This window comes from Streptomyces sp. NPDC018964 (genome assembly GCF_044390325.1).
GTDB lineage: Bacteria > Actinomycetota > Actinomycetes > Streptomycetales > Streptomycetaceae > Streptomyces.
In genome coordinates this window covers 12,793-31,442 of sequence record NZ_JBIRYZ010000024.1, presented here as the reverse complement: position 1 = coordinate 31,442, position 18,650 = coordinate 12,793, and the positions used below count along the sequence as shown (strand labels likewise).

16 protein-coding genes are annotated in these 18,650 nt (G+C 72.0%); 10 read left to right on the top strand and 6 right to left on the bottom strand.

The genetic code is table 11. From position 1 onward, the window contains the following. The first annotated feature begins 7 nt into the window (after window positions 1-7). The 7 genes from ACH5AO_RS29805 (at window position 8) to ACH5AO_RS29775 (ending at window position 6,837) form a co-directional block, all read left to right on the top strand. Window positions 8-421, top strand: a complete 414-nt coding sequence (locus ACH5AO_RS29805) for a roadblock/LC7 domain-containing protein (protein WP_003973453.1) — start codon at window positions 8-10, stop codon at window positions 419-421. Between the two features lie 111 nt (window positions 422-532). Then, window positions 533-928 (top strand): DUF742 domain-containing protein, encoded by a 396-nt coding sequence (locus ACH5AO_RS29800; RefSeq protein WP_004924977.1) that lies wholly within the window; start codon window positions 533-535, stop codon window positions 926-928. Further along, the gene (locus tag ACH5AO_RS29795) at window positions 909-1,499 is read left to right on the top strand and encodes an ATP/GTP-binding protein (protein WP_217130596.1); all 591 of its coding nucleotides are present in this window, start codon (window positions 909-911) and stop codon (window positions 1,497-1,499) included. The genes ACH5AO_RS29800 and ACH5AO_RS29795 overlap by 20 nt, the downstream gene beginning before the upstream one ends. A 376-nt stretch (window positions 1,500-1,875) precedes the next feature. Further along, window positions 1,876-5,184 (top strand): nitrate- and nitrite sensing domain-containing protein, encoded by a 3,309-nt coding sequence (locus ACH5AO_RS29790; protein ID WP_398930015.1) that lies wholly within the window; start codon window positions 1,876-1,878, stop codon window positions 5,182-5,184. A gap of 10 nt (window positions 5,185-5,194) precedes the next feature. Beyond that, a complete protein-coding gene (locus ACH5AO_RS29785; protein ID WP_004983065.1) occupies window positions 5,195-5,608 on the top strand; it encodes a roadblock/LC7 domain-containing protein in 414 nt (137 codons plus the stop codon). A gap of 94 nt (window positions 5,609-5,702) precedes the next feature. Beyond that, window positions 5,703-6,275, top strand: coding sequence for a DUF742 domain-containing protein (locus ACH5AO_RS29780; RefSeq protein ID WP_398930013.1), 573 nt, complete (start codon window positions 5,703-5,705; stop codon window positions 6,273-6,275). Continuing rightward, a complete protein-coding gene (locus ACH5AO_RS29775) occupies window positions 6,256-6,837 on the top strand; it encodes an ATP/GTP-binding protein (protein WP_030216560.1) in 582 nt (193 codons plus the stop codon). The genes ACH5AO_RS29780 and ACH5AO_RS29775 overlap by 20 nt, the downstream gene beginning before the upstream one ends. A gap of 314 nt (window positions 6,838-7,151) precedes the next feature. Here ACH5AO_RS29775 and ACH5AO_RS29770 read toward each other — a convergent pair whose 3' ends face one another. The 3 genes from ACH5AO_RS29770 to ACH5AO_RS29760 form a co-directional block, all read right to left on the bottom strand. Next, entirely contained in the window at window positions 7,152-7,346 is a 195-nt protein-coding gene (locus tag ACH5AO_RS29770) for an acyl-CoA carboxylase subunit epsilon (RefSeq protein ID WP_398930011.1), read from the bottom strand. Between the two features lie 35 nt (window positions 7,347-7,381). Continuing rightward, window positions 7,382-8,965, bottom strand: a complete 1,584-nt coding sequence (locus ACH5AO_RS29765) for an acyl-CoA carboxylase subunit beta (protein ID WP_398930009.1) — start codon at window positions 8,963-8,965, stop codon at window positions 7,382-7,384. A 258-nt stretch (window positions 8,966-9,223) separates the two neighbouring features. Further along, window positions 9,224-10,087, bottom strand: a complete 864-nt coding sequence (locus ACH5AO_RS29760; RefSeq protein ID WP_398930170.1) for an SDR family NAD(P)-dependent oxidoreductase — start codon at window positions 10,085-10,087, stop codon at window positions 9,224-9,226. 284 nt (window positions 10,088-10,371) lie between these two features. On the opposite strand from ACH5AO_RS29760, the gene hpnR reads away from it, so the two are divergent. Both hpnR and ACH5AO_RS29750 read left to right on the top strand, forming a co-directional pair. Then, window positions 10,372-11,871, top strand: coding sequence for a hopanoid C-3 methylase HpnR (hpnR, locus tag ACH5AO_RS29755; RefSeq protein ID WP_398930007.1), 1,500 nt, complete (start codon window positions 10,372-10,374; stop codon window positions 11,869-11,871). Window positions 11,872-11,894: 23 nt separating this feature from the next. Further along, window positions 11,895-12,773: a DMT family transporter gene (locus ACH5AO_RS29750; RefSeq protein ID WP_398930005.1), complete on the top strand. Its 879-nt coding sequence runs from the start codon at window positions 11,895-11,897 to the stop codon at window positions 12,771-12,773. A gap of 234 nt (window positions 12,774-13,007) precedes the next feature. On the opposite strand, the gene ACH5AO_RS29745 is transcribed toward ACH5AO_RS29750, so the two are convergent. Next, a complete protein-coding gene (locus ACH5AO_RS29745) occupies window positions 13,008-14,300 on the bottom strand; it encodes a glycosyltransferase (protein WP_398930003.1) in 1,293 nt (430 codons plus the stop codon). A gap of 137 nt (window positions 14,301-14,437) precedes the next feature. Here ACH5AO_RS29745 and ACH5AO_RS29740 point away from each other — a divergent pair, with 137 nt between their 5' ends. Next, window positions 14,438-15,043 carry a YceI family protein gene (locus tag ACH5AO_RS29740; protein WP_398930001.1) on the top strand — a complete coding sequence of 202 codons (606 nt, stop codon included), beginning with the start codon at window positions 14,438-14,440 and terminating at the stop codon, window positions 15,041-15,043. A 486-nt stretch (window positions 15,044-15,529) separates the two neighbouring features. On the opposite strand, the gene ACH5AO_RS29735 is transcribed toward ACH5AO_RS29740, so the two are convergent. Further along, the gene (locus ACH5AO_RS29735) at window positions 15,530-16,900 is read right to left on the bottom strand and encodes a hypothetical protein (RefSeq protein WP_398929999.1); all 1,371 of its coding nucleotides are present in this window, start codon (window positions 16,898-16,900) and stop codon (window positions 15,530-15,532) included. A 97-nt stretch (window positions 16,901-16,997) separates the two neighbouring features. After that, entirely contained in the window at window positions 16,998-18,602 is a 1,605-nt protein-coding gene (cimA, locus tag ACH5AO_RS29730) for a citramalate synthase (RefSeq protein ID WP_398929997.1), read from the bottom strand. Between the last annotated feature and the right edge of the window lie 48 nt (window positions 18,603-18,650).

The following is an 18,650-nucleotide window of genomic DNA, read 5'->3' as shown; positions in this document are numbered from 1 at the left end:
GAGCCCGATGAGCCAGGCGGCACAGAACCTCAACTGGTTGATCACCAACTTCGTGGACAACACCCCCGGGGTGTCCCACACCGTCGTCGTGTCCGCCGACGGTCTTCTGCTGGCCATGTCCGAGGGGTTCCCGCGCGACCGCGCGGACCAGCTCGCGGCCGTCGCTTCGGGACTGACCTCCCTGACGGCCGGCGCCTCCCGGATCTTCGAAGGCGGCAACGTGGCCCAGACGGTCGTCGAGATGGAGAGGGGATTCCTCTTCCTCATGTCCGTCTCGGACGGCTCGTCCCTGGCCGTTCTCGCGCACCCCGAGTGCGACATCGGCCTCGTCGGCTACGAGATGGCGCTCCTGGTCGACCGTGCGGGAGCGGTCCTCACCCCGGACCTCCGCGCCGAACTACAGGGAAGTCTGCTCCACTGATCGGCCCCGGCACCACCCGTCTCACCAAATCACCGTCCGGCCGCCACATTCCCCCCACCGGCCCCGTCAGACGGCTTGACTGACCGACTTGCTGTCCCGTCCGGAGGACCCATGACCCCGCCCACCGCCTCTCATGATCCGTACGCGGAACCGTACGAGGACGAGGGCGACCAGCCGCTGGTGCGTCCCTATGCGATGACCGGCGGCCGGACCAGGCCGCGTTATCAGCTGGCCATCGAGGCACTGATCAGTACGACGGCCGACCCGGCAGCGCTCATGGGGCTCCTCCCGGAGCACCAGCGCATCTGCCATCTGTGCCGTGAGGTGAAGTCGGTCGCCGAGGTCTCGGCGCTGCTCAACATGCCACTGGGTGTTGCCCGGATCCTGGTGGCCGACTTGGCGGAGGCGGGACTCGTCGCCGTGCACCAGCCGGGCGGCGACGAGACGACCGGCGCCCCGGATGTGACACTGCTCGAAAGGGTGCTCAGTGGACTTCGCAAGCTCTAGCGGCGGGACGGTCTCCGACAGCCGTACCACCACGTCCGCGAAGATCGTGGTGGCGGGCGGCTTCGGCGTGGGCAAGACCACGTTCGTCGGCGCCGTCTCGGAGATCAACCCGTTGCGCACCGAGGCCGTGATGACCTCCGCCAGCGCGGGTATCGACGACCTCACCCACACCGGGGACAAGACCACCACCACGGTGGCCATGGACTTCGGCCGTATCACCCTGGACCAGGACCTGATCCTGTACCTGTTCGGCACGCCCGGCCAGGACCGCTTCTGGTTCATGTGGGACGACCTGGTGCGCGGCGCCATCGGCGCGGTGGTCCTGGTGGACACCCGCCGGCTGGCGGACTGCTTCCCGGCGGTGGACTACTTCGAGAACAGCGGACTGCCCTTCGTGGTCGCCCTCAACGGGTTCGACGGGCAGCAGCCCTACCAGCCGGAAGAGGTGCGCGAAGCGCTCCAGATCGGACCCGACACCCCGATCATCACCACCGACGCCCGCCACCGCGCGGACGCGAAGAGTGCGCTGATCACCCTGGTCGAGCACGCCCTCATGGCGCGTCTCAGGTAGAACCGGGCGGGAAGCGGCATACGACAGCTGTCGTAGACGCACCGGAGCCGGCTGTGTCCTTTGACACGGCCGGCCCCGGTGTTCATAACGTTTCGGCAGAGGAATCGGCGGATGCCGACACGCGATGCGGTCAGGCGGTACCGCTACGCGCACGAACGCCCCGCCTTTTGCCGGTGCTCGCTCTTTATGACCGTTTTATCTAGGGCTTACATCACTTGAATTCCTCGCCTTCCAGTGTTTTGAAGAGCGCTGGTCGGCATGCTGGAATGCCTGAACTGCCCATCGGTCAAAGACGTACTCCGTAGTCGATGGCACACCGGGTTCTGAGACACTGCGGCACAACGTTGGTGCCGACCGCCGAGAGGTTGTTGGTCGAGTGAGGCGAAGCAAGAACAGTCCCGAGCCGTCGGCCCGGGGCAACTTCACGCCGCCGTCGCGCGCGGCGGCGCCCGCCCCCGTGCCCGGTCCCGAGCCCACGGCGGCGCCCGCCAAGAGCGGAGGACGCCTCTCCCCTCGCAACTGGCGCGTGACGACCAGGCTGAACGCGATCCTGCTCATACCCGTGCTGGTCGGCCTGGTCATGGGCGGCTTCCAGGTGAAGGGCTCGATCGACACCTGGAACGAGGCCGAGGACGCGGAGAACACCGCGCGTCTGGTCGAGGCCTCCCTCACCTACGCCAACGCCCTCTACAACGAGCGTGACGTCACCGCGGTCCCCCTGCTGCAGGGCAAGGGCAAGGACGACCCGGACGTCGCCAAGGCCCGCGCCGCGACCGACAAGGCCGCCGACGCCTTCGACGAGGCCGCCCGGAACATGCCGGACAAGCCCGGCCTGAAGCGCCGGATGGAGCTGTTCCGCGAGGCCGAGCCCCAGCTGACCGCGCTGCGCGCCGGGGCCTACACCTCCAAGCTCAAGGGCGTCGCGACCGAGGAGGGCTACGTCACCGTCGCCCACCCCCTGATGGAGTTCGCCAACGACCTCGGTCTGGGCACCGGCAACATCACCAGCTACGGACGTACGGTCTACGCGATCTCGCTGACCAAGTCGGCCCTGTCGCTGCAGCGTTCCATCGGCATGCACCTGCTGGTGAAGCCCGGCCCGACCGACAGCCAGCTCGCCAGCCAGCGCGTGGCCCTCACCTCGTACGCCTACCTCGAGCGCATCGCCGTCGAGGAGTACCGGGGCGGTGGCACCGAGGCCGACGCGGAGAAGCTGGAGCAGACCGCTCAGCGGATCCAGGCCGAGGGCACCGAGATGGCCCGGGACGCCAAGCAGCGGGACCCGGACTACGTGGCGCCGCCCGCGAAGACGGAGACGATGATCTCCGAGCTGGGCCGGCTGCCCTCCACGGACGCGGCCGCGCGCGGCGCACTCGCAGCCCAGGGCATCACCCCCGCCAACTGGTGGGCCGTGAACACCCTCAAGTTCGACGGTTACCGCGAGATCGAGTCCGACCTGACCGACAGCGCGGTGAGCGAGGCCGCGCAGATCGCCGACGACGCCCAGCGCGACGCCCTCATCACCGGTGCCGCCGTCGTCATCGCCCTGCTCGCCGCGTTCATCCTGGCCGGCATGGTGGCCCGCCAGATGAGCCGCTCCATGCGCCAGCTGCGCAACGCCGCCTTCGGCATCGCCGAGCAGCGGCTGCCGATGCTGGTCGACCAGCTCTCCCGTACCGACCCCGGCCGGGTCGACACCAAGGTCGCGCCGATCCCGATCTCCACCACCGACGAGATCGGCGAGGTCGCCCGCGCCTTCGACCAGGTCCACCGCGAGGCCGTCCGGCTCGCCGCCGAGCAGGCGCTGCTGCGGGGCAACATCAACGCGATCTTCACCAACCTGTCGCGCCGCAACCAGTCGCTGATCGAGGGCCAGCTGACCCTGATCACCGACCTGGAGAACAACGAGGCCGACCCGGACCAGCTGGAGAGCCTCTTCCGCCTGGACCACCTGGCCACCCGTATGCGCCGCAACGGCGAGAACCTCCTGGTCCTCGCGGGCGAGGAGCCCGGCCGCCGCTGGGACCAGCCGGTTCCGCTGGTCGACGTGTTGCGGGCCGCCTCCTCCGAGGTGGAGCAGTACGAGCGCATCGAGCTGTCCGGCGTTCCCGAGGCCGAGATCCACGGCCGCGCGGTGACCGACCTCGTGCACCTGCTCGCCGAGCTCCTGGAGAACGCCACCACGTTCTCCTCCCCGCAGACCAAGGTCCGCGTCACCGCGACCCGTCTCCCCGACGGCCGCGTGATGGTCGAGATCCACGACAAGGGCATCGGCCTCACCGCCGAGGACTTCGCGGACATCAACCACAAGCTGGCCAACCCGCCCACCGTCGACGCCGCGATCTCCCAGCGCATGGGCCTGTTCGTGGTCGGCCGGCTGTCCGACCGGCACGGCATCCGGGTCCAGTTGCGCCCCTCGGGCGAGCAGGCCGGCACCACCTCGCTGGTCATGCTGCCGGACGCGATCACCCACGGTGGCGGTGGCGAACAGCCGCTGGAGCGCGACGAGTTCACGGTCTCGCAGATCATCCCGGAGCAGGCCTTCCAGGGCGAGGACTTCAACCGGCAGCCGCTGCGCACCGCCGCGGAGCTGGGCTTCGACGACAGCCGCTACGCGGAGGTCCCGGACGACATCCGCGACCTGGACCCGGTCGGCCGTTCCCTGATGCGCGAGGAGCGCCGGGCGGCCCTGGATTCCCAGGCGCATCCGCAGCAGCCGGAGCCGGCCTCCACGAACGCCCAGGAGGCCCCCGAGGCGCCCGCGTACCCGGACGAGTTCGCCGCCCCGCAGGGCTACGGCAACGGCCAGGGTTACGACGGCAACGGCCAGGGCTTCGACGGCGGCTACCAGGAGCAGCAGAGCGCCGGGTACGACCAGCAGGCGGCCGGGTACGACCAGCAGGCGTACGACAACGGGCAGCGGACGGCGTACGAGGAGCCGCAGCAGCAGGCGTACGGCGAGGGGTTCTACGCGCCGGACGGCCAGGTACCGCAGAACGACGCCTTCCCGGCCGACGGCGGCTACCCGGCACCCTCCTACGGGCAGCAGGCCCAGGACGGCGGTGCGGCGGCGGGTGCCGCCGACCCCTTCTCGTCCTTCGCCGGCCGACGCCAGGCGGACGACTGGCCGCAGCAGGACGGTTACCGGAACGACCACTCGGACCAGTACTCTGCTCAGGCCCCGGAATCGGAAAATACGCAGGCCGCTGACGCTCGCGAGCAGGACAGCGTAGGCTTCGACCGTCCGGAACCGGCTGTCTCCGACGTCCACGCGCTGACCGACGCCGGGCTTCCCCGCCGCGGATCCACCGCGGGCGGCGCGAACGGCCCGGGCGGACCGCAGCACGTGCAGCAGGAGCCGTCGGCCTCCACTCCGGAGAGCGACGGCGGCAGCGGCTGGCGTTCGGCGAACGACGAGCGCTGGCAGCAGGCATCGGCGCTCCGGAAGCCCAAGGCGGGCGGAGTGACCTCCTCCGGTCTGCCGCGACGGGTCCCCAAGGCCAACCTGGTCCAGGGAGCCGCCGAAACCACCCCTCAGGGAGGCCCCCAGGTCTCCCGCGCCCCGGAAGACGTCCGGGGCAGGCTGAGCAACCTGCGACGCGGTGTCCAACGAGGCCGTGGCGCGGGCAGTGAAACGAACGGCCAGGGCTTCGGTCCTGACAGCACCTACGACCAGGAGCGTTAGTGTGAGCCCGATGAGCCAGGCGGCACAGAACCTGAACTGGTTGATCACCAACTTCGTGGACAACACCCCGGGGGTGTCCCACACGGTGGTGGTCTCCGCCGACGGACTCCTTCTGGCTATGTCCGAAGGCTTTCCCCGCGACCGCGCCGACCAGCTCGCGGCCGTCGCCTCCGGCCTGACGTCACTGACGGCAGGCGCCTCCCGGATCTTCGAGGGCGGCAGCGTGAACCAGACGGTTGTGGAGATGGAGCGGGGATTCCTCTTCATCATGTCCATTTCCGACGGTTCGTCGCTCGCGGTTCTCGCACATCCCGAGGCGGACATCGGCCTCATTGGGTACGAGATGGCCCTTCTGGTGGACCGCGCCGGTACGGTCCTCACCCCGGACCTCCGGGCGGAGCTCCAGGGGAGCCTTCTCAACTAAAGGACAGACGGTGCGTTTTGGCGTCCCGGGGTCGTAAGGTTTCGGGACGCGGCTCCACAGTGATGGGTGCCAGGCACAGCCGGAGGAGGAGAAAGTGGCAACACCCCCAGGCGGTTCATCGTCGGGCGACTGGTCGTACGGTCCCGTACAGGGCCAGAACGACGGCGCCCAGAGCGGGTACGGCTACCCCTCCGCCCCGAGTCACCGGCAGCCGTACGTGCCGCAGGGCCCCGGCCCTTCGCCGTACGACCAGCCGCACGCCCCGCGCATCCAGCCGGTGCAGCCGCAGCGCCGGGCACCCGAGCCGACGCCCGCCGGGGCGTCGAACAATCCCCTGGTGCGCCCGTACGCGATGACGGGCGGTCGCACCAGGCCGCGGTACCAGCTCGCCATCGAGGCGCTGGTGCACACCACCGCGCAGCCGCACCAGATGCAGGGCCAGCTGCCCGAGCATCAGCGGATCTGCACCCTCTGCCGGGAGATCAAGTCGGTGGCCGAGATCTCGGCCCTGCTGACCATTCCTCTCGGCGTGGCCAGGATCCTCGTCGCCGACTTGGCGGAGGCGGGACTGGTCGCCATCCATCAGCCCGGCGGCGACGAGAGCGCCGGCGGCCAGCCAGACGTGACACTGCTCGAAAGGGTGCTCAGTGGACTTCGCAAGCTCTAGCGGCGGTCCTTCCCGCTCCACCACCTCGGCGAAGATCGTGGTGGCGGGTGGCTTCGGCGTGGGCAAAACCACGTTCGTCGGGGCCGTTTCGGAGATCAACCCGCTGCGCACGGAAGCCGTCATGACGTCTGCTTCGGCGGGCATCGACGACCTCACCCACACCGGGGACAAGACGACCACGACGGTCGCCATGGACTTCGGCCGTATCACCCTGGACCAGGACCTGATCCTGTACCTGTTCGGTACGCCCGGCCAGGACCGCTTCTGGTTCATGTGGGACGACCTGGTGCGCGGCGCCATCGGCGCGATCGTGCTGGTCGACACCCGGCGTCTCGCCGACTGCTTCCCGGCGGTCGACTACTTCGAGAACTCGGGTCTCCCGTTCGTGATCGCGCTCAACGGCTTCGACGGCCAGCAGCCGTACCAGCCGGACGAGGTCCGGGAGGCGCTGCAGATCGGGCCCGACACCCCGATCATCACCACGGACGCGCGTCACCGTGCGGACGCGAAGTCGGCGCTGATCACTCTCGTGGAGCACGCGTTGATGGCGCGCCTGCGCTGACGGCTTCCGCCGGCGCGGGCGGCATCTCGCCGGCGCGGGCGGCTCTCGCCGGCGCCGAGCGGAGCGACAGCCCCTTGCGACCACTGGGTCGCCGGGGGCTGTCGCATTTTGCCGGGTGCGGGCAGTCCGTGGCTGGTCGCGCAGTTCCCCGCGCCCCTAGGGGGGTGGCCGCTGATGGATGCCGGGTGCGGGTAGTTCGTGGCTTGTTGCGCAGTTCCCCGCGCCCCTGAGGGGGATGGCCGCCGCCCTGTTGCCAGGGGGCGGGGCGGGATGTGGAGAAGGGCCCCTCCGCCAGGGAGGGGCCCTTCTTGGGGTCAGCGCCAGCTGTGGGGGGCGCGGAAGCCGTTCTCGCGTTCCAGGCGGCGCCAGCCGGCCCGCGCGCTCCCCCCGTGCCCTGGGGCCGCGGCAGCCGGCTGTGCGGCCGCCCGCGCCAGCAGGATCGCCGTGATCGCGGCGACCTCCTCCGGTCCGGCCTGGCCCTTCTCGACACGGATGTCAGGTGTGCTCATGGCTATCGGTCTCCCTGGGAGAGATGTCCGCCGGGTCACTGCGGCGGGTTGCCGTGCTTACGGGACGGCAGGTCGGCGTGCTTGGTCCGCAGCATCGCCAGCGAACGGATCAGCACCTCGCGCGTCTCGGCCGGGTCGATGACGTCGTCGACCAGTCCGCGCTCGGCGGCGTAGTACGGGTGCATCAGCTCGGACTTGTACTCCTTGACCATGCGCGCCCGCATGGCCTCGGGGTCCTCGGCCTCGGCGATCTGACGCCGGAAGATGACGTTGGCCGCGCCCTCCGCGCCCATCACGGCGATCTCGTTCGTCGGCCAGGCGTAGGTGAGGTCGGCGCCGATGGACTGGCTGTCCATGACGATGTACGCACCGCCGTACGCCTTGCGCAGGATCAGCGAGATCCGCGGCACGGTGGCGTTGCAGTAGGCGTAGAGCAGCTTGGCGCCGTGGCGGATGATGCCGCCGTGTTCCTGGTCGACGCCCGGGAGGAAGCCGGGGACGTCCAGGAAGGTGAGGATCGGGATGTTGAAGGCGTCGCACATCTGGACGAAGCGGGCGGCCTTCTCGGACGCCTCGATGTCCAGCACGCCGGCCAGCGTCTGGGGCTGGTTGGCGACGATGCCGACGACCTGGCCGTCCATCCGGGCCAGGGCGCAGATGATGTTGCGCGCCCAGCGCTCGTGGACCTCCAGGTACTCGCCGTCGTCGACGATCTCCTCGATGACCTTGGCCATGTCGTACGGCCGGTTGCCGTCGGCGGGGACCAGGTCGAGGAGGACGTCGCCGCGGCGGTCCGCGTCGTCGGAGCACTCCACGCGCGGCGGGTTCTCCCGGTTGTTCTGCGGGAGGAGGGAGAGGAGGTAGCGCACCTCGTGGATGCACGTCTCCTCGTCGTCGTAGGCGAAGTGGCAGACACCGGAGGTCTCGGCGTGCACGTCCGCGCCGCCCAGGCCGTTCTGGGTGATCTCCTCGCCGGTGACCGCCTTGACGACGTCCGGGCCCGTGATGAACATCTGCGAGGTGTCGCGGACCATGAACACGAAGTCGGTGAGGGCGGGGCTGTAGGCCGCGCCGCCCGCGCAGGGGCCGAGCATCACGCTGATCTGCGGGATGACGCCGGACGCCTTGGTGTTGCGCTGGAAGATGCCGCCGTACCCGGCGAGGGCCGAGACGCCCTCCTGGATGCGGGCGCCGGCGCCGTCGTTCAGCGACACCAGCGGCGCCCCGGCCGCGATGGCCATGTCCATGATCTTGTGGATCTTGGTGGCGTGGGCCTCGCCCAGCGCGCCGCCGAAGATCCGGAAGTCATGGGCGTAGACGAAGACCGTACGGCCCTCGACGGTGCCCCAGCCGGTGATCACACCGTCCGTGTACGGCTTCTTCTGCTCGAGACCGAAGCCGGTGGCCCGGTGCCGGCGCAGCTGCTCGACCTCGCGGAAGGACCCCGGGTCCAGCAGCAGCTCGATGCGCTCCCGCGCCGTCAGCTTGCCCTTGGCGTGCTGCGCGGCGGTCGCCTTCTCGCTCGGGCCGGCCAGTACCTGGGCACGGATCTCGTGCAGTTCGGCCACGCGTCCGCGCGCGTCGGTCGGCTCGCCCGGCGCCTCATCCAAAACGGTCATGTAGTGACCTTACGAAGCCGACCCGGAAATGCGAGCCGTCGACTCCTCACAGTCTCCGGGGTGTTTTCCTGGTACCCCTGAACAGAACCCCGGCTGCATGCAGCCGTTCCGACTGCTCAGAGGGCGTCCGGCTTGTAGGGGTCGCACAAAGACGTCATCTGAGAGCCGCCTCACATTCACGGGGAGCCCATGCACCCGTTCGGGTCGGTCCGCTCCCCCGGAGCGTAGCGGTGGCGGTGACCCGCCCGCGCCGGGGCCTCAGCCGAAGCGGTTCAGGAGCCTGCGGTAGAGGCCGGGGGTGAGGGCGCGCACCCGGGGCGGGAGGGCGAGCCAGGCGGGGACGCAGGTGTCGTCGCGGCCCTGGGAGACGGCGTTCCAGACGGCGGCCGCGACCCGGCCGGGCGAGGTGGGGCGCGGGTGGGAGCGCCGGTACGGCGTGCCGCGGCGGTCGAAGAAGCCCGTCTCGACGGGGCCGGGCACGACGAGCGTCACCCCCACGCCCGTACCGCGCAGTTCCTGCCGGAGCGCCTCGGCGAACGCGGCGAGCCCGGCCTTGGCCGCGGAGTACACCGCCTCCTCCCGTACGCCGACCGAGCCGGCCACCGAGCCGACGAGCACCACCCGGCCGCCGCCGGCCTCCACCATCGCGGGCAGCACCTCCCGTACGAGGTGCAGCGTCGCGTTGAGGTCCAGGAACAGCACCCGGTCGATGTCGGTGTGCGGCATCGTCAGGAACGGTCCCGCCCAGCCGATGCCCGCCCCGGCGACCAGCACGTCGACGCGTCCGGCCTCCCGCAGCGCGGCCTGTGCCAGCAGCCTGGCCCCGTCCGGCGCGGCGAGGTCGGCGGGCAGCAGGACCGCCGAGGTCCCGGACGCCGTCTCCTCGAGGCGCCGCCGGTCCCGGCCGCTGAGCAGCAGGTGCCAGCCCCCGGCGGCGAAGCGCCGCGCGGTGGCCGCGCCGATGCCCGAGGAGGCGCCGGTGACGAGGGCGACGCGCCGCTCCGCGCGCGTCGGCGGCACGGGGCCGCGCGCCGCCGACGGGGCGGGGGCTGCGGCGCGGGCGGCGCCGTGTGCGGGGTCCGCCGGGGGGTCGTAGGCGGAACCGGAGCCGGTGGTGGTCACGAGTCGGTCTCCCATGCGCTGTCGCTGCGGGTCCTCGTCTTCCAGGACACCCCCGCTCCGGTGCACCGCGCCAGCGCTGGAGCCCGTCCGCCCGGCCCGCCCCGACCCCGCCGACGTGCGGTGTCCGGGCCCTCGGGGTCCCGTGCGCCGCCCCGCGGGACCACTCCTGCGGGCCGCGGGATGCGGCCAGGCGGGCGTACGGCGGGTACGCGGCCGCGCGTGCCGGGATACGAAGGAAGGACCCCTTCCGTACCCGGTCCGTCCGGCCCCGTGGCGAGGTCCCCATGCGTCTGCTGCTCGTCCACCCCAGCGCCCTGATGTACTCCGAGATCTTCCTCCGCCTCGAACCGCTCGGCCTGGAGCGGGTGGCGGGCGCCGCCCGCGAGGCCGGTCACGAGGTCCGGGTCGTCGACCTCCAGGTGCTGGGTGTGAACCGGCTGCGCGACGAGGTGCGGTCCTTCCGTCCGGAGGCGCTCGGCGTCTCGCTCAACTACCTGGCGAACATCCCCGAGGCGATCGCGCTGGCGACGCGGGTGAAGCGGGAGGTGCCGGACTGTTTCGTGTTCCTCGGCGGGCACAGTGTCTCGTTCGTCGCCGAGGAGGTCATCGAGCAGGCGGCGGGCGCGGTCGACGCGGTGGTCCGCGGCGAGGGGGAACCTGCGGTCGCGCCGCTGCTCGAGGCGGTGCGCGACGGCGGGGTGGAGGGCGTGCCGGGCGTCGTCACGGCGGCCGGGCGCGGGCCGGCGCCGCTGATGCTGCACGGCATCGACGGACCGCTCCCGGCCCGCGACCTGATGCGGGGCCGGCGCCGCTACTTCATCGGCGAGCTCGACCCGTGCGCGTCCGTCGAGTTCACCCGCGGCTGCCCGTGGGACTGCTCGTTCTGCTCGGCGTGGACGTTCTACGGCCGCAGCTACCGCAAGGCCTCGCCCGAGGCGGCGGCGGAGGAGCTGGCCAGGATCCGCGAGCCGAACGTGTTCGTCGTGGACGACGTGGCCTTCATCCGGCCCGAGCACGGGAACGCCATCGCCGCCGAGGTGGAGCGGCGCGGCATCCGCAAGAAGTACTACCTGGAGACCCGCGCCGACGTCCTGCTGCGCCACCCGGAGGTGTTCGAGCGGTGGGCGCGGCTGGGGCTGCGCTACATGTTCCTCGGCATGGAGGCGATCGACGCGGAAGGGCTCGACCTGTACCGCAAGCGGGTCAGCCCGGACGAGAACCTGAAGGCGCTGGAGACGGCCCGCCGGCTCGGCATCAAGGTCGCGATCAACCTGATCGTGGATCCGGCCTGGGACGAGGAACGCTTCCGGGTGGTGCGGGAGTTCGCGCTGGCCGTGCCGGAGATCGTGCACTTCACGGTGATGACGCCGTATCCGGGTACGGAGATCTGGCACACCGAGTCGCGCCGGCTCACCACCCGCGACTACCGCCTCTTCGACATCCAGCACGCGGTGGTGCCGACGACGCTGCCGCTGGAGCGCTTCTACGAGGAGCTGGTGCGCACCCAGGCGGTCATCAACCGCAAGCACCTGGGGATGCGCACGGCGTTCGGCGCGGCGCGCGTGCTCGCCCGCAACCTGGCGCACGGGCAGACGAACTTCGCCCGCATGCTGTGGAAGTTCAACCAGGTCTACGACCCGCGCCGGCAACTCGCCGACCACGCGCGGCCGGTGCGCCACGAGCTGCCGCTCCCCCAGCGCCTCGACGTCGGCGACCGGCGCACGCTGTACGTCCACACGCGGGGGGCGGCGCGGGGCGCGCCGACCGGCCGGACCCCCGACTAGTCCGCTGCCGGGGCTCTTCCGTCATGGCGGTCGCCGTCCTCGCCTCGCTCGCCGCCGGTGTGTGTTTCGCCGTCGCGGGGGTCCTGCAGCAGTGGGCGGCGGCCGGGCGGCCGGACGCGGAGGCGCTCACCGCGCGGCTGCTGGGCCGGCTGGCGCGAGATCCCCTATGGCTGTGCGGGATCGGGCTGGCCGTGGTGGCGTACGGGTTCCAGTCGCTGGCGCTGGCGTTCGGGCCGCTGAGTCTGGTGCAGCCGCTGATCGTCGCCGAGCTGGTCTTCGCGGTCCCGCTGTCGGCGCGGCTGTACCGGCTGCGGCTGGGGCGGCGGGAGTGGTCCGGCACGCTCGCGGTGGCGGCGGGGCTGGCGCTGGCGCTGCTCTCCGCCCGCCCGCACGGCGGTGACCCCCGGGCGGCCGGTCCGCTGTCCTGGCTGGCGGCCGTCGGCGCGGTCGCGGCCGTGGTGTGCGCCGCGCTCGCGGTGGCGCGGGTGCTGTCCGGTCCGTGGCGGGCCTCGGCGACGGCGCTCGCCGCGGGGGCGGTGATGGGCACCCAGTCCGTGCTGCTGGCCTCGACGGTGGACCGGCTCCGGCACGGGCTGCCCGCGGCCCTGGCCGCCTGGCAGACCTACGCGCTCGTCGTCGCCAGCGTGGGTGGCCTGCTGCTCATCCAGAGCGCCTTCCAGCAGGGTCCGCTGGCGGCGAGCATGACGGTTCTGGACGCGACGGAGCCGGTGGTCGCGGTGGCCATGGGCACGCTCCTCTTCGACGAGACGATCCGCACGGGCCGGCTGGTCTCGGCGGTGACGCTGGCGGGGCTGGTCCTGGTGGCCGCGGGCATCGCGGCCCTGGACACGTCGCCGGTCGTCGCGGCGTCGCACGGGCGGCACCGGGCCGCCGACGGGTGACCGGGTCCCGGCCGCCGGGTTCTTCGCCCCCGCCGCCCTTTCCCTTCCCGTCCCTGTGGGCTCCGCCCCCAGACCCCCGTTTGCGCAGTTCCCCGCGCCCCTGATATGCCCAGCCCCCTTCGCGCCCCCAGGGGCGGGGAACTGTGCGATCAGCCACGACGCGGCCGCAGCAGCCGTGGGACGGAACCACCCGTGCTCTCCCGCGCGCACCCCTTCCTCGCGTAGACCGAGGGCTCAGGCGGTGCGGGAGTCGGCCCGGTGGGGTGTGCGGGTGGGCCGGGTCCAGACCGGGAGGAGGTCCTCCTCGAGTACGCGGTCCCAGGTGGGGTGGGCGGTCCTGGACGTCTCCAGGGCCCGGCGCCGTACCGCCTCCCGCGCGGCGGGCCGCCCGACCAGCGGGTGCAGGGCGTCCGCCCAGACCGCCGGGGAGTCGGCCGGGACGACGATGCCGTCGAGCCCCGGCGCGGCCAGCCAGCGGGTGGTGCGCGCGCCCTCGGGCAGGACCACCGCCAGCCCGCACGCCATCGCCTCGGCGACGACGTTGCCGCTGGTCTCCGTACGGGACGGGAAGGCGAAGACGTCGCAGCCGGCGTACACCCGTGCCAGCCGGTCCTGCGGGAGCGGCCCGAGCAGGGTGACGTCCCGGCCGAGCGCGCGGCGCACGGCGTCCTCCTCGGCGCCGGACCCCGCCGTGACCAGGTGCGGGACGTCGCCCCGGGCGCGCAGCAGCCGGACGCTCTCGGTCAACAGCGGCACGCCTTTGCTGGCGTCCAGCCGGCCGGCGAACAGCACCAGCGGGCGGTCGGCCGGGACGCCGTACGCGCGGACGAGCCAGTCCCGCGCGGTGGGGTCGGGCCGGAAGAGTCCGTGGTCGACGCCCCGGCGCAGCAGGGCGACCCGGTGCGGGCCGAGGACGCGGGCGAGTTCCGCGCGGCCCTCCGGGGTCGGGACGAGGACGCGTTCGCAGGGGTCCAGCAGCCGGTCCCGGCGGCGGCGCAGCGCGTTCTCGGCCCGGTCCGCGAGCAGGTCCTGCGCCCCCGGGTGGCGCCCGGGCAGCCAGCGTCCGGCCAGATAGCGGGCGTAGACGGAGGCCAGCAGCGGTACGTCGGTGTGCACGGAGCCGATGAGCCGGGGCCGTGGGGCGGAGCGGCGGGCCGCGCGGCGGTGGAGTCGTACGGCGGTGGCGGCGAAGGCGAAGCTGTGCGTCAGGTGCCAGACGTCGTGGCGGGGCAGCAGGGCGGCGAGCCCGGGGTGGTACGGGGCGAGGTCGCAGACGTCCTCCGCGCGGTCGGCCGAGCGCGTCGCCGCCGAGCTGAGCACCGGCCGGAGCATGACGAGCCGGACGTGCGGGGAGAGCGGCTCGATCCGTTCGCGTTCGCCGAGGAAGTAGACGGTCAGGTCGAGGGGGCCGTCGGGCAGGCGCTCCGGGAGGCGGGCGGCGCTCCGCGCGAAGTGCTCCCAGCACTTCACCTGGCCGCCCGACGTATCGCGCCGCACCAGTTCCACCAGGACCGCGACCGAGGACACGACCGGCGGGTACCACCCGTCACGACGGTGCAATCCCGCCAGTTTCGCCAAACATGTTGAAAGTTAAAGGGGGTGGGTCTACGGTGGACTCCATCAGGTTAGTTGAACGATAAACTTCACCTCCTCGGGAGAACACCATGGGCATCTTCGGCCGCAAGGACGACGAGACCGCCACCGCGACCGCCACCGAGATCAACCCGGACCTGGCCGCGCTGACCGGCGAGTACACGATCGACCCCGCGCACTCCACGCTCGGCTTCGTCGCCCGGCACGCCATGGTCACCAACGTCAAGGGCAGCTTCCAGGACTTCACCGGCACGCTGCACCTGGACGGCACCGACCCGGCCAAGTCCACGGCCACCATCGACGTGGTGATGGACAGCATCGAGACGGGCAACGCCGACCGTGACGGCCACCTGAAGAGCGCCGACTTCTTCAAGGCGGACGAGTTCCCGACGATGACCTTCCGCACCACCGGGGCGGAGGCCCTCGGCGGCGACGACTACCGCATCACCGGCGACCTGACCATCCTGGGCACCACCCGGCCGCTCACCATCGACCTGGAGTTCAACGGCGCCGCGAAGGACCCCTTCGGCAACGAGCGCGTCGGCTTCGAGGGCAAGGCGGAGATCCTGCGCTCCGAGTGGGGCCTGACCTGGAACGCGGCGCTGGAGACGGGCGGCGTCCTGGTCTCCGACAAGATCAAGCTGAACTTCGACATCTCGGCGATCAAGCAGGCGTGACCACGGGAACCGGCTTCGAAGGCCTCGCCTCCGCGCATTGAGGAAGTACGTTTCCCGGAACTACGCTTCCCCAACGGTCGGTGACGCGTTCGGGTCACGGGAGAGGTGCATCATGGCCGGTACGACAGTCGGTGGAGCGTTCTCACGGCCCGGGTGGGTCGTCGTCGCCGGGTACGAGGACCTGCCGGGCCCCCCTCGCCCCTGGGCTGCCGTGTGCGGTTGACTGCGTGAGCGGGGGATCGACTGGATGCCGTTCACCGCGGAGGAACTGCGGCTGGATCACACGTGCGGGCCGGGTCGCGACGGGCGGTGGCGGGGGTGGATCACCGTGTCCGTCGACGTGGAGGCGCTGCGGCGGCTCGGGCTGGGCCCCGGGCGGGCCGGTTTCGCCGCCCCGGGCGGCGCGTCGCCGCCCGGGTGGTGGCATGCCGCGGGGGAGCGGTACGCGGTGGAACGCGGGTGGCCGAGGCGGGACACCCCGGCCGGTCAGAAGCCGCCGCCGCCGAAGTCCCCGCCGCCGCCTCCGAAGTCGCCTCCGTCGAAGCCGCCGCCCCCGCCGAAGTCGCCACCGAAGTCCCCGCCGTCGAAGTCGGCGCCCGAGACGTCGCCGCCCCCGTAGCCGCCGAAGTCGCCGTAGCCGGCGCCGTAGTCGGCCGCGTAGGCGGGACCGGCCATCATGCCGCCGAGCATGGTGCCGACGAGCAGGCCGGGCAGCAGTCCGCCGCCGAAGTAGCCGCCGGCCCAGGGGCCGTACGCGGGACCGGCGTCCCAGTAGGGCCGGCGCCCGTACTCGGTGTCGACCTCGCGGACGGCGGGGTCGAGGCCGTCCGCCAGCCGGGCCCGGTCGGCCGCGCACACCGGGACCTCGCGCTCGGCGCCGCCCGGCGGCGTCCAGACGGCGTCGGCGACCGAGGGGCCGTGGCGCGGGTCGAAGAAGCAGGGCGGGCGGCGCTCCGGCAGCGGGCGCCCCTCCCGGCGCGCGGCGAGGGAGGCGAGGGCGAAGCGGCCGTCCTCCACGGCCTGGGTGACGGCCCGGACGTCCTCCGGTTTACGGGCCGCGGCCATGAACGACTTGGACTTGTCGTAGGCGTCCAGCGCGCGCTCGTAGTCCGCGCGCATCGCGTCGTCCGCGCCGGGCTCGGCCGGGTGGAAGTCGAGGCGGTCGAGTTCCTCGCCGAACGCGGTGATGTCCTCGTCCACCACCACCCGCAGCTTCTCCAGCGCGGCCCGCTGCTCCTGCTCGTGGCGCCGCCGGTTGCGCCGGACCAGGACGTACGCGCCCGCGCCGCCGGCCGCCAGCACCGCTCCGGCGGTGATCAGGCCGCCGACGGGGACGTCACCGCCGGCCCCGTCGCTCCAGGAGTCGGGCGCGGAGCCGCCGGTGCTGCGCAGCGCGCTGTCGACGAAGTCGTTCAGCTGGGCCTTGGCGTCACCGGCGCCCTGCACGGACGCCACCAGGTTCCGCACGCCCTGGTTGCTGAGCACGCTGCTGTCGGCGCGCGCGTCGAACTCGTCGCCGAGGCGGATGCCGTACAGACCGGTGATACCGGTCTCGGTGCGCAGGTTCCGGAAGAGGTTCCGCGTCGGGTAGTCCGCCGGGAGGACCGCCACGAAGACGGGTTCGTCCGCGTCCTCGATCCTGTCGGCGAGGGCCTCGGCGTCGGACTCCGCCAGGATGTCCCGGGCCGCGGGGTCGACGTAGACGGGACTCTCGCGCAGTGCGCGGGCGATCTCGGAGAGGTCCGTGGCCGCCTGCGCCCCGGGCGCACCGGCCATCAGGACCGCCAGTGCGGCGGCCACCGGCATGATCAGCAGGCGTATCAGACGTATGTGGATACGCGTCGGTGCGGCCTCCATACGTTCGCACGTACCCAAATGGGTGATAAACAGACATCTGACCCGGCGGGAATTCCCGTCCCGCCGGTCCCACCGGGCCCGTCGTCCGCAGTGCTCCCTACGCGGCCGGTTCCACCCCGGCCCGCAGCAGCCCGTACGCGTAGGCGTCCTCCAGGGCCTGCCAGGACGCGGCGATGACGTTGTCGGCGACGCCCACCGTCGACCACTCCCCCGCCCCGTCGGACGTGGAGATCAGGACGCGGGTGGTGGACTGGGTGCCGTGCTTGCCCTCCAGGATGCGCACCTTGTAGTCGACCAGCTCCAGCTCGGCGAGCTGCGGGTAGATCTTCTCCAGGGCGACGCGCAGCGCGCGGTCCAGGGCGTTGACCGGGCCGTTGCCCTCCGCGGTGGCGACGATGCGCTCGCTCTTGGCCCACAGCTTGACCGTGGCCTCGTTGGCGTGGGTGCCGTCGGGGCGGTCCTCGACGATCGCGCGCCAGGACTCGACCTCGAAGTACTTCAGCGGCCCGCCCTCGGCCTCCGCGCGGAGCAGCAGTTCGAAGGAGGCGTCGGCCGCCTCGTAGGTGTAGCCCTTGAGCTCGCGCTCCTTGACCCGCTCGACGACCCGGCCGACCAGTTCGCGGTCGCCGCCGAGGTCGATGCCGAGCTCCTTGCCCTTGAGCTCGATGGAGGCGCGCCCGGCCATGTCGGAGACGAGCATCCGCATGGTGTTGCCGACCTGCTCGGGGTCGATGTGCTGGTAGAGGTCCGGGTCGACCTTGATCGCGGAGGCGTGCAGTCCGGCCTTGTGCGCGAAGGCGGAGACGCCGACGTACGGCTGGTGCGTGGAGGGGGTGAGGTTGACGACCTCGGCGATGGCGTGCGAGATGCGAGTCATCTCGCGCAGCCGGCCGTCGGGGAGGACCTTCTTGCCGTACTTCAGCTCCAGCGCGGCCACCACCGGGAAGAGGTTGGCGTTGCCGACCCGCTCGCCGTAGCCGTTGGCGGTGCACTGGACGTGGGTGGCGCCCGCGTCGACGGCGGCGAGGGTGTTGGCGACCGCGCAGCCGGTGTCGTCCTGGGCGTGGATGCCGAGCCGGGCGCCGGTGTCGGCGAGCACGGTGGCGACCACGGCCTGGATCTGCGCCGGGAGCATGCCGCCGTTGGTGTCGCACAGGACGACCACGTCGGCGCCGGCCTCGGAGGCGGCGCGGACCACCGCCTTGGCGTACTCGGGGTTGGCGCGGTAGCCGTCGAAGAAGTGCTCGCAGTCGACGAAGACCCGGCGGCCCTCCCCCGTGAGGAAGGAGACCGTGTCGCGGACCATCTCCAGGTTCTCGTCGAGGGTGGTGCGCAGGGCGAGCTCGACATGGCGGTCGTGGGACTTCGCGACCAGCGTGATCACCTGCGCGCCGGAGTCGAGGAGCGCCCTGACCTGGGGGTCCTGCGCGGCGGTGGTGCCGGCGCGGCGGGTGGAGCCGAAGGCGACCAGCGTCGCGTGCCGGAACTCGATCTCCTGCCGGGCGCGGGCGAAGAACTCGGTGTCCCGCGGGTTCGCGCCGGGCCAGCCGCCCTCGATGAAGCCCACGCCGAACTCGTCCAGGTGCCGGGCGATGGCGAGCTTGTCGGCGACCGTGAGGTTGATGCCCTCACGCTGGGCGCCGTCGCGCAGGGTGGTGTCGAAGACGTGGAACGAGTCGTCGGGCTCGCTGGTTGCGGTCATGGTCTGAAGGCTCCTGAGTTGATCTCGGTCTACCGGAATGACCGGTTC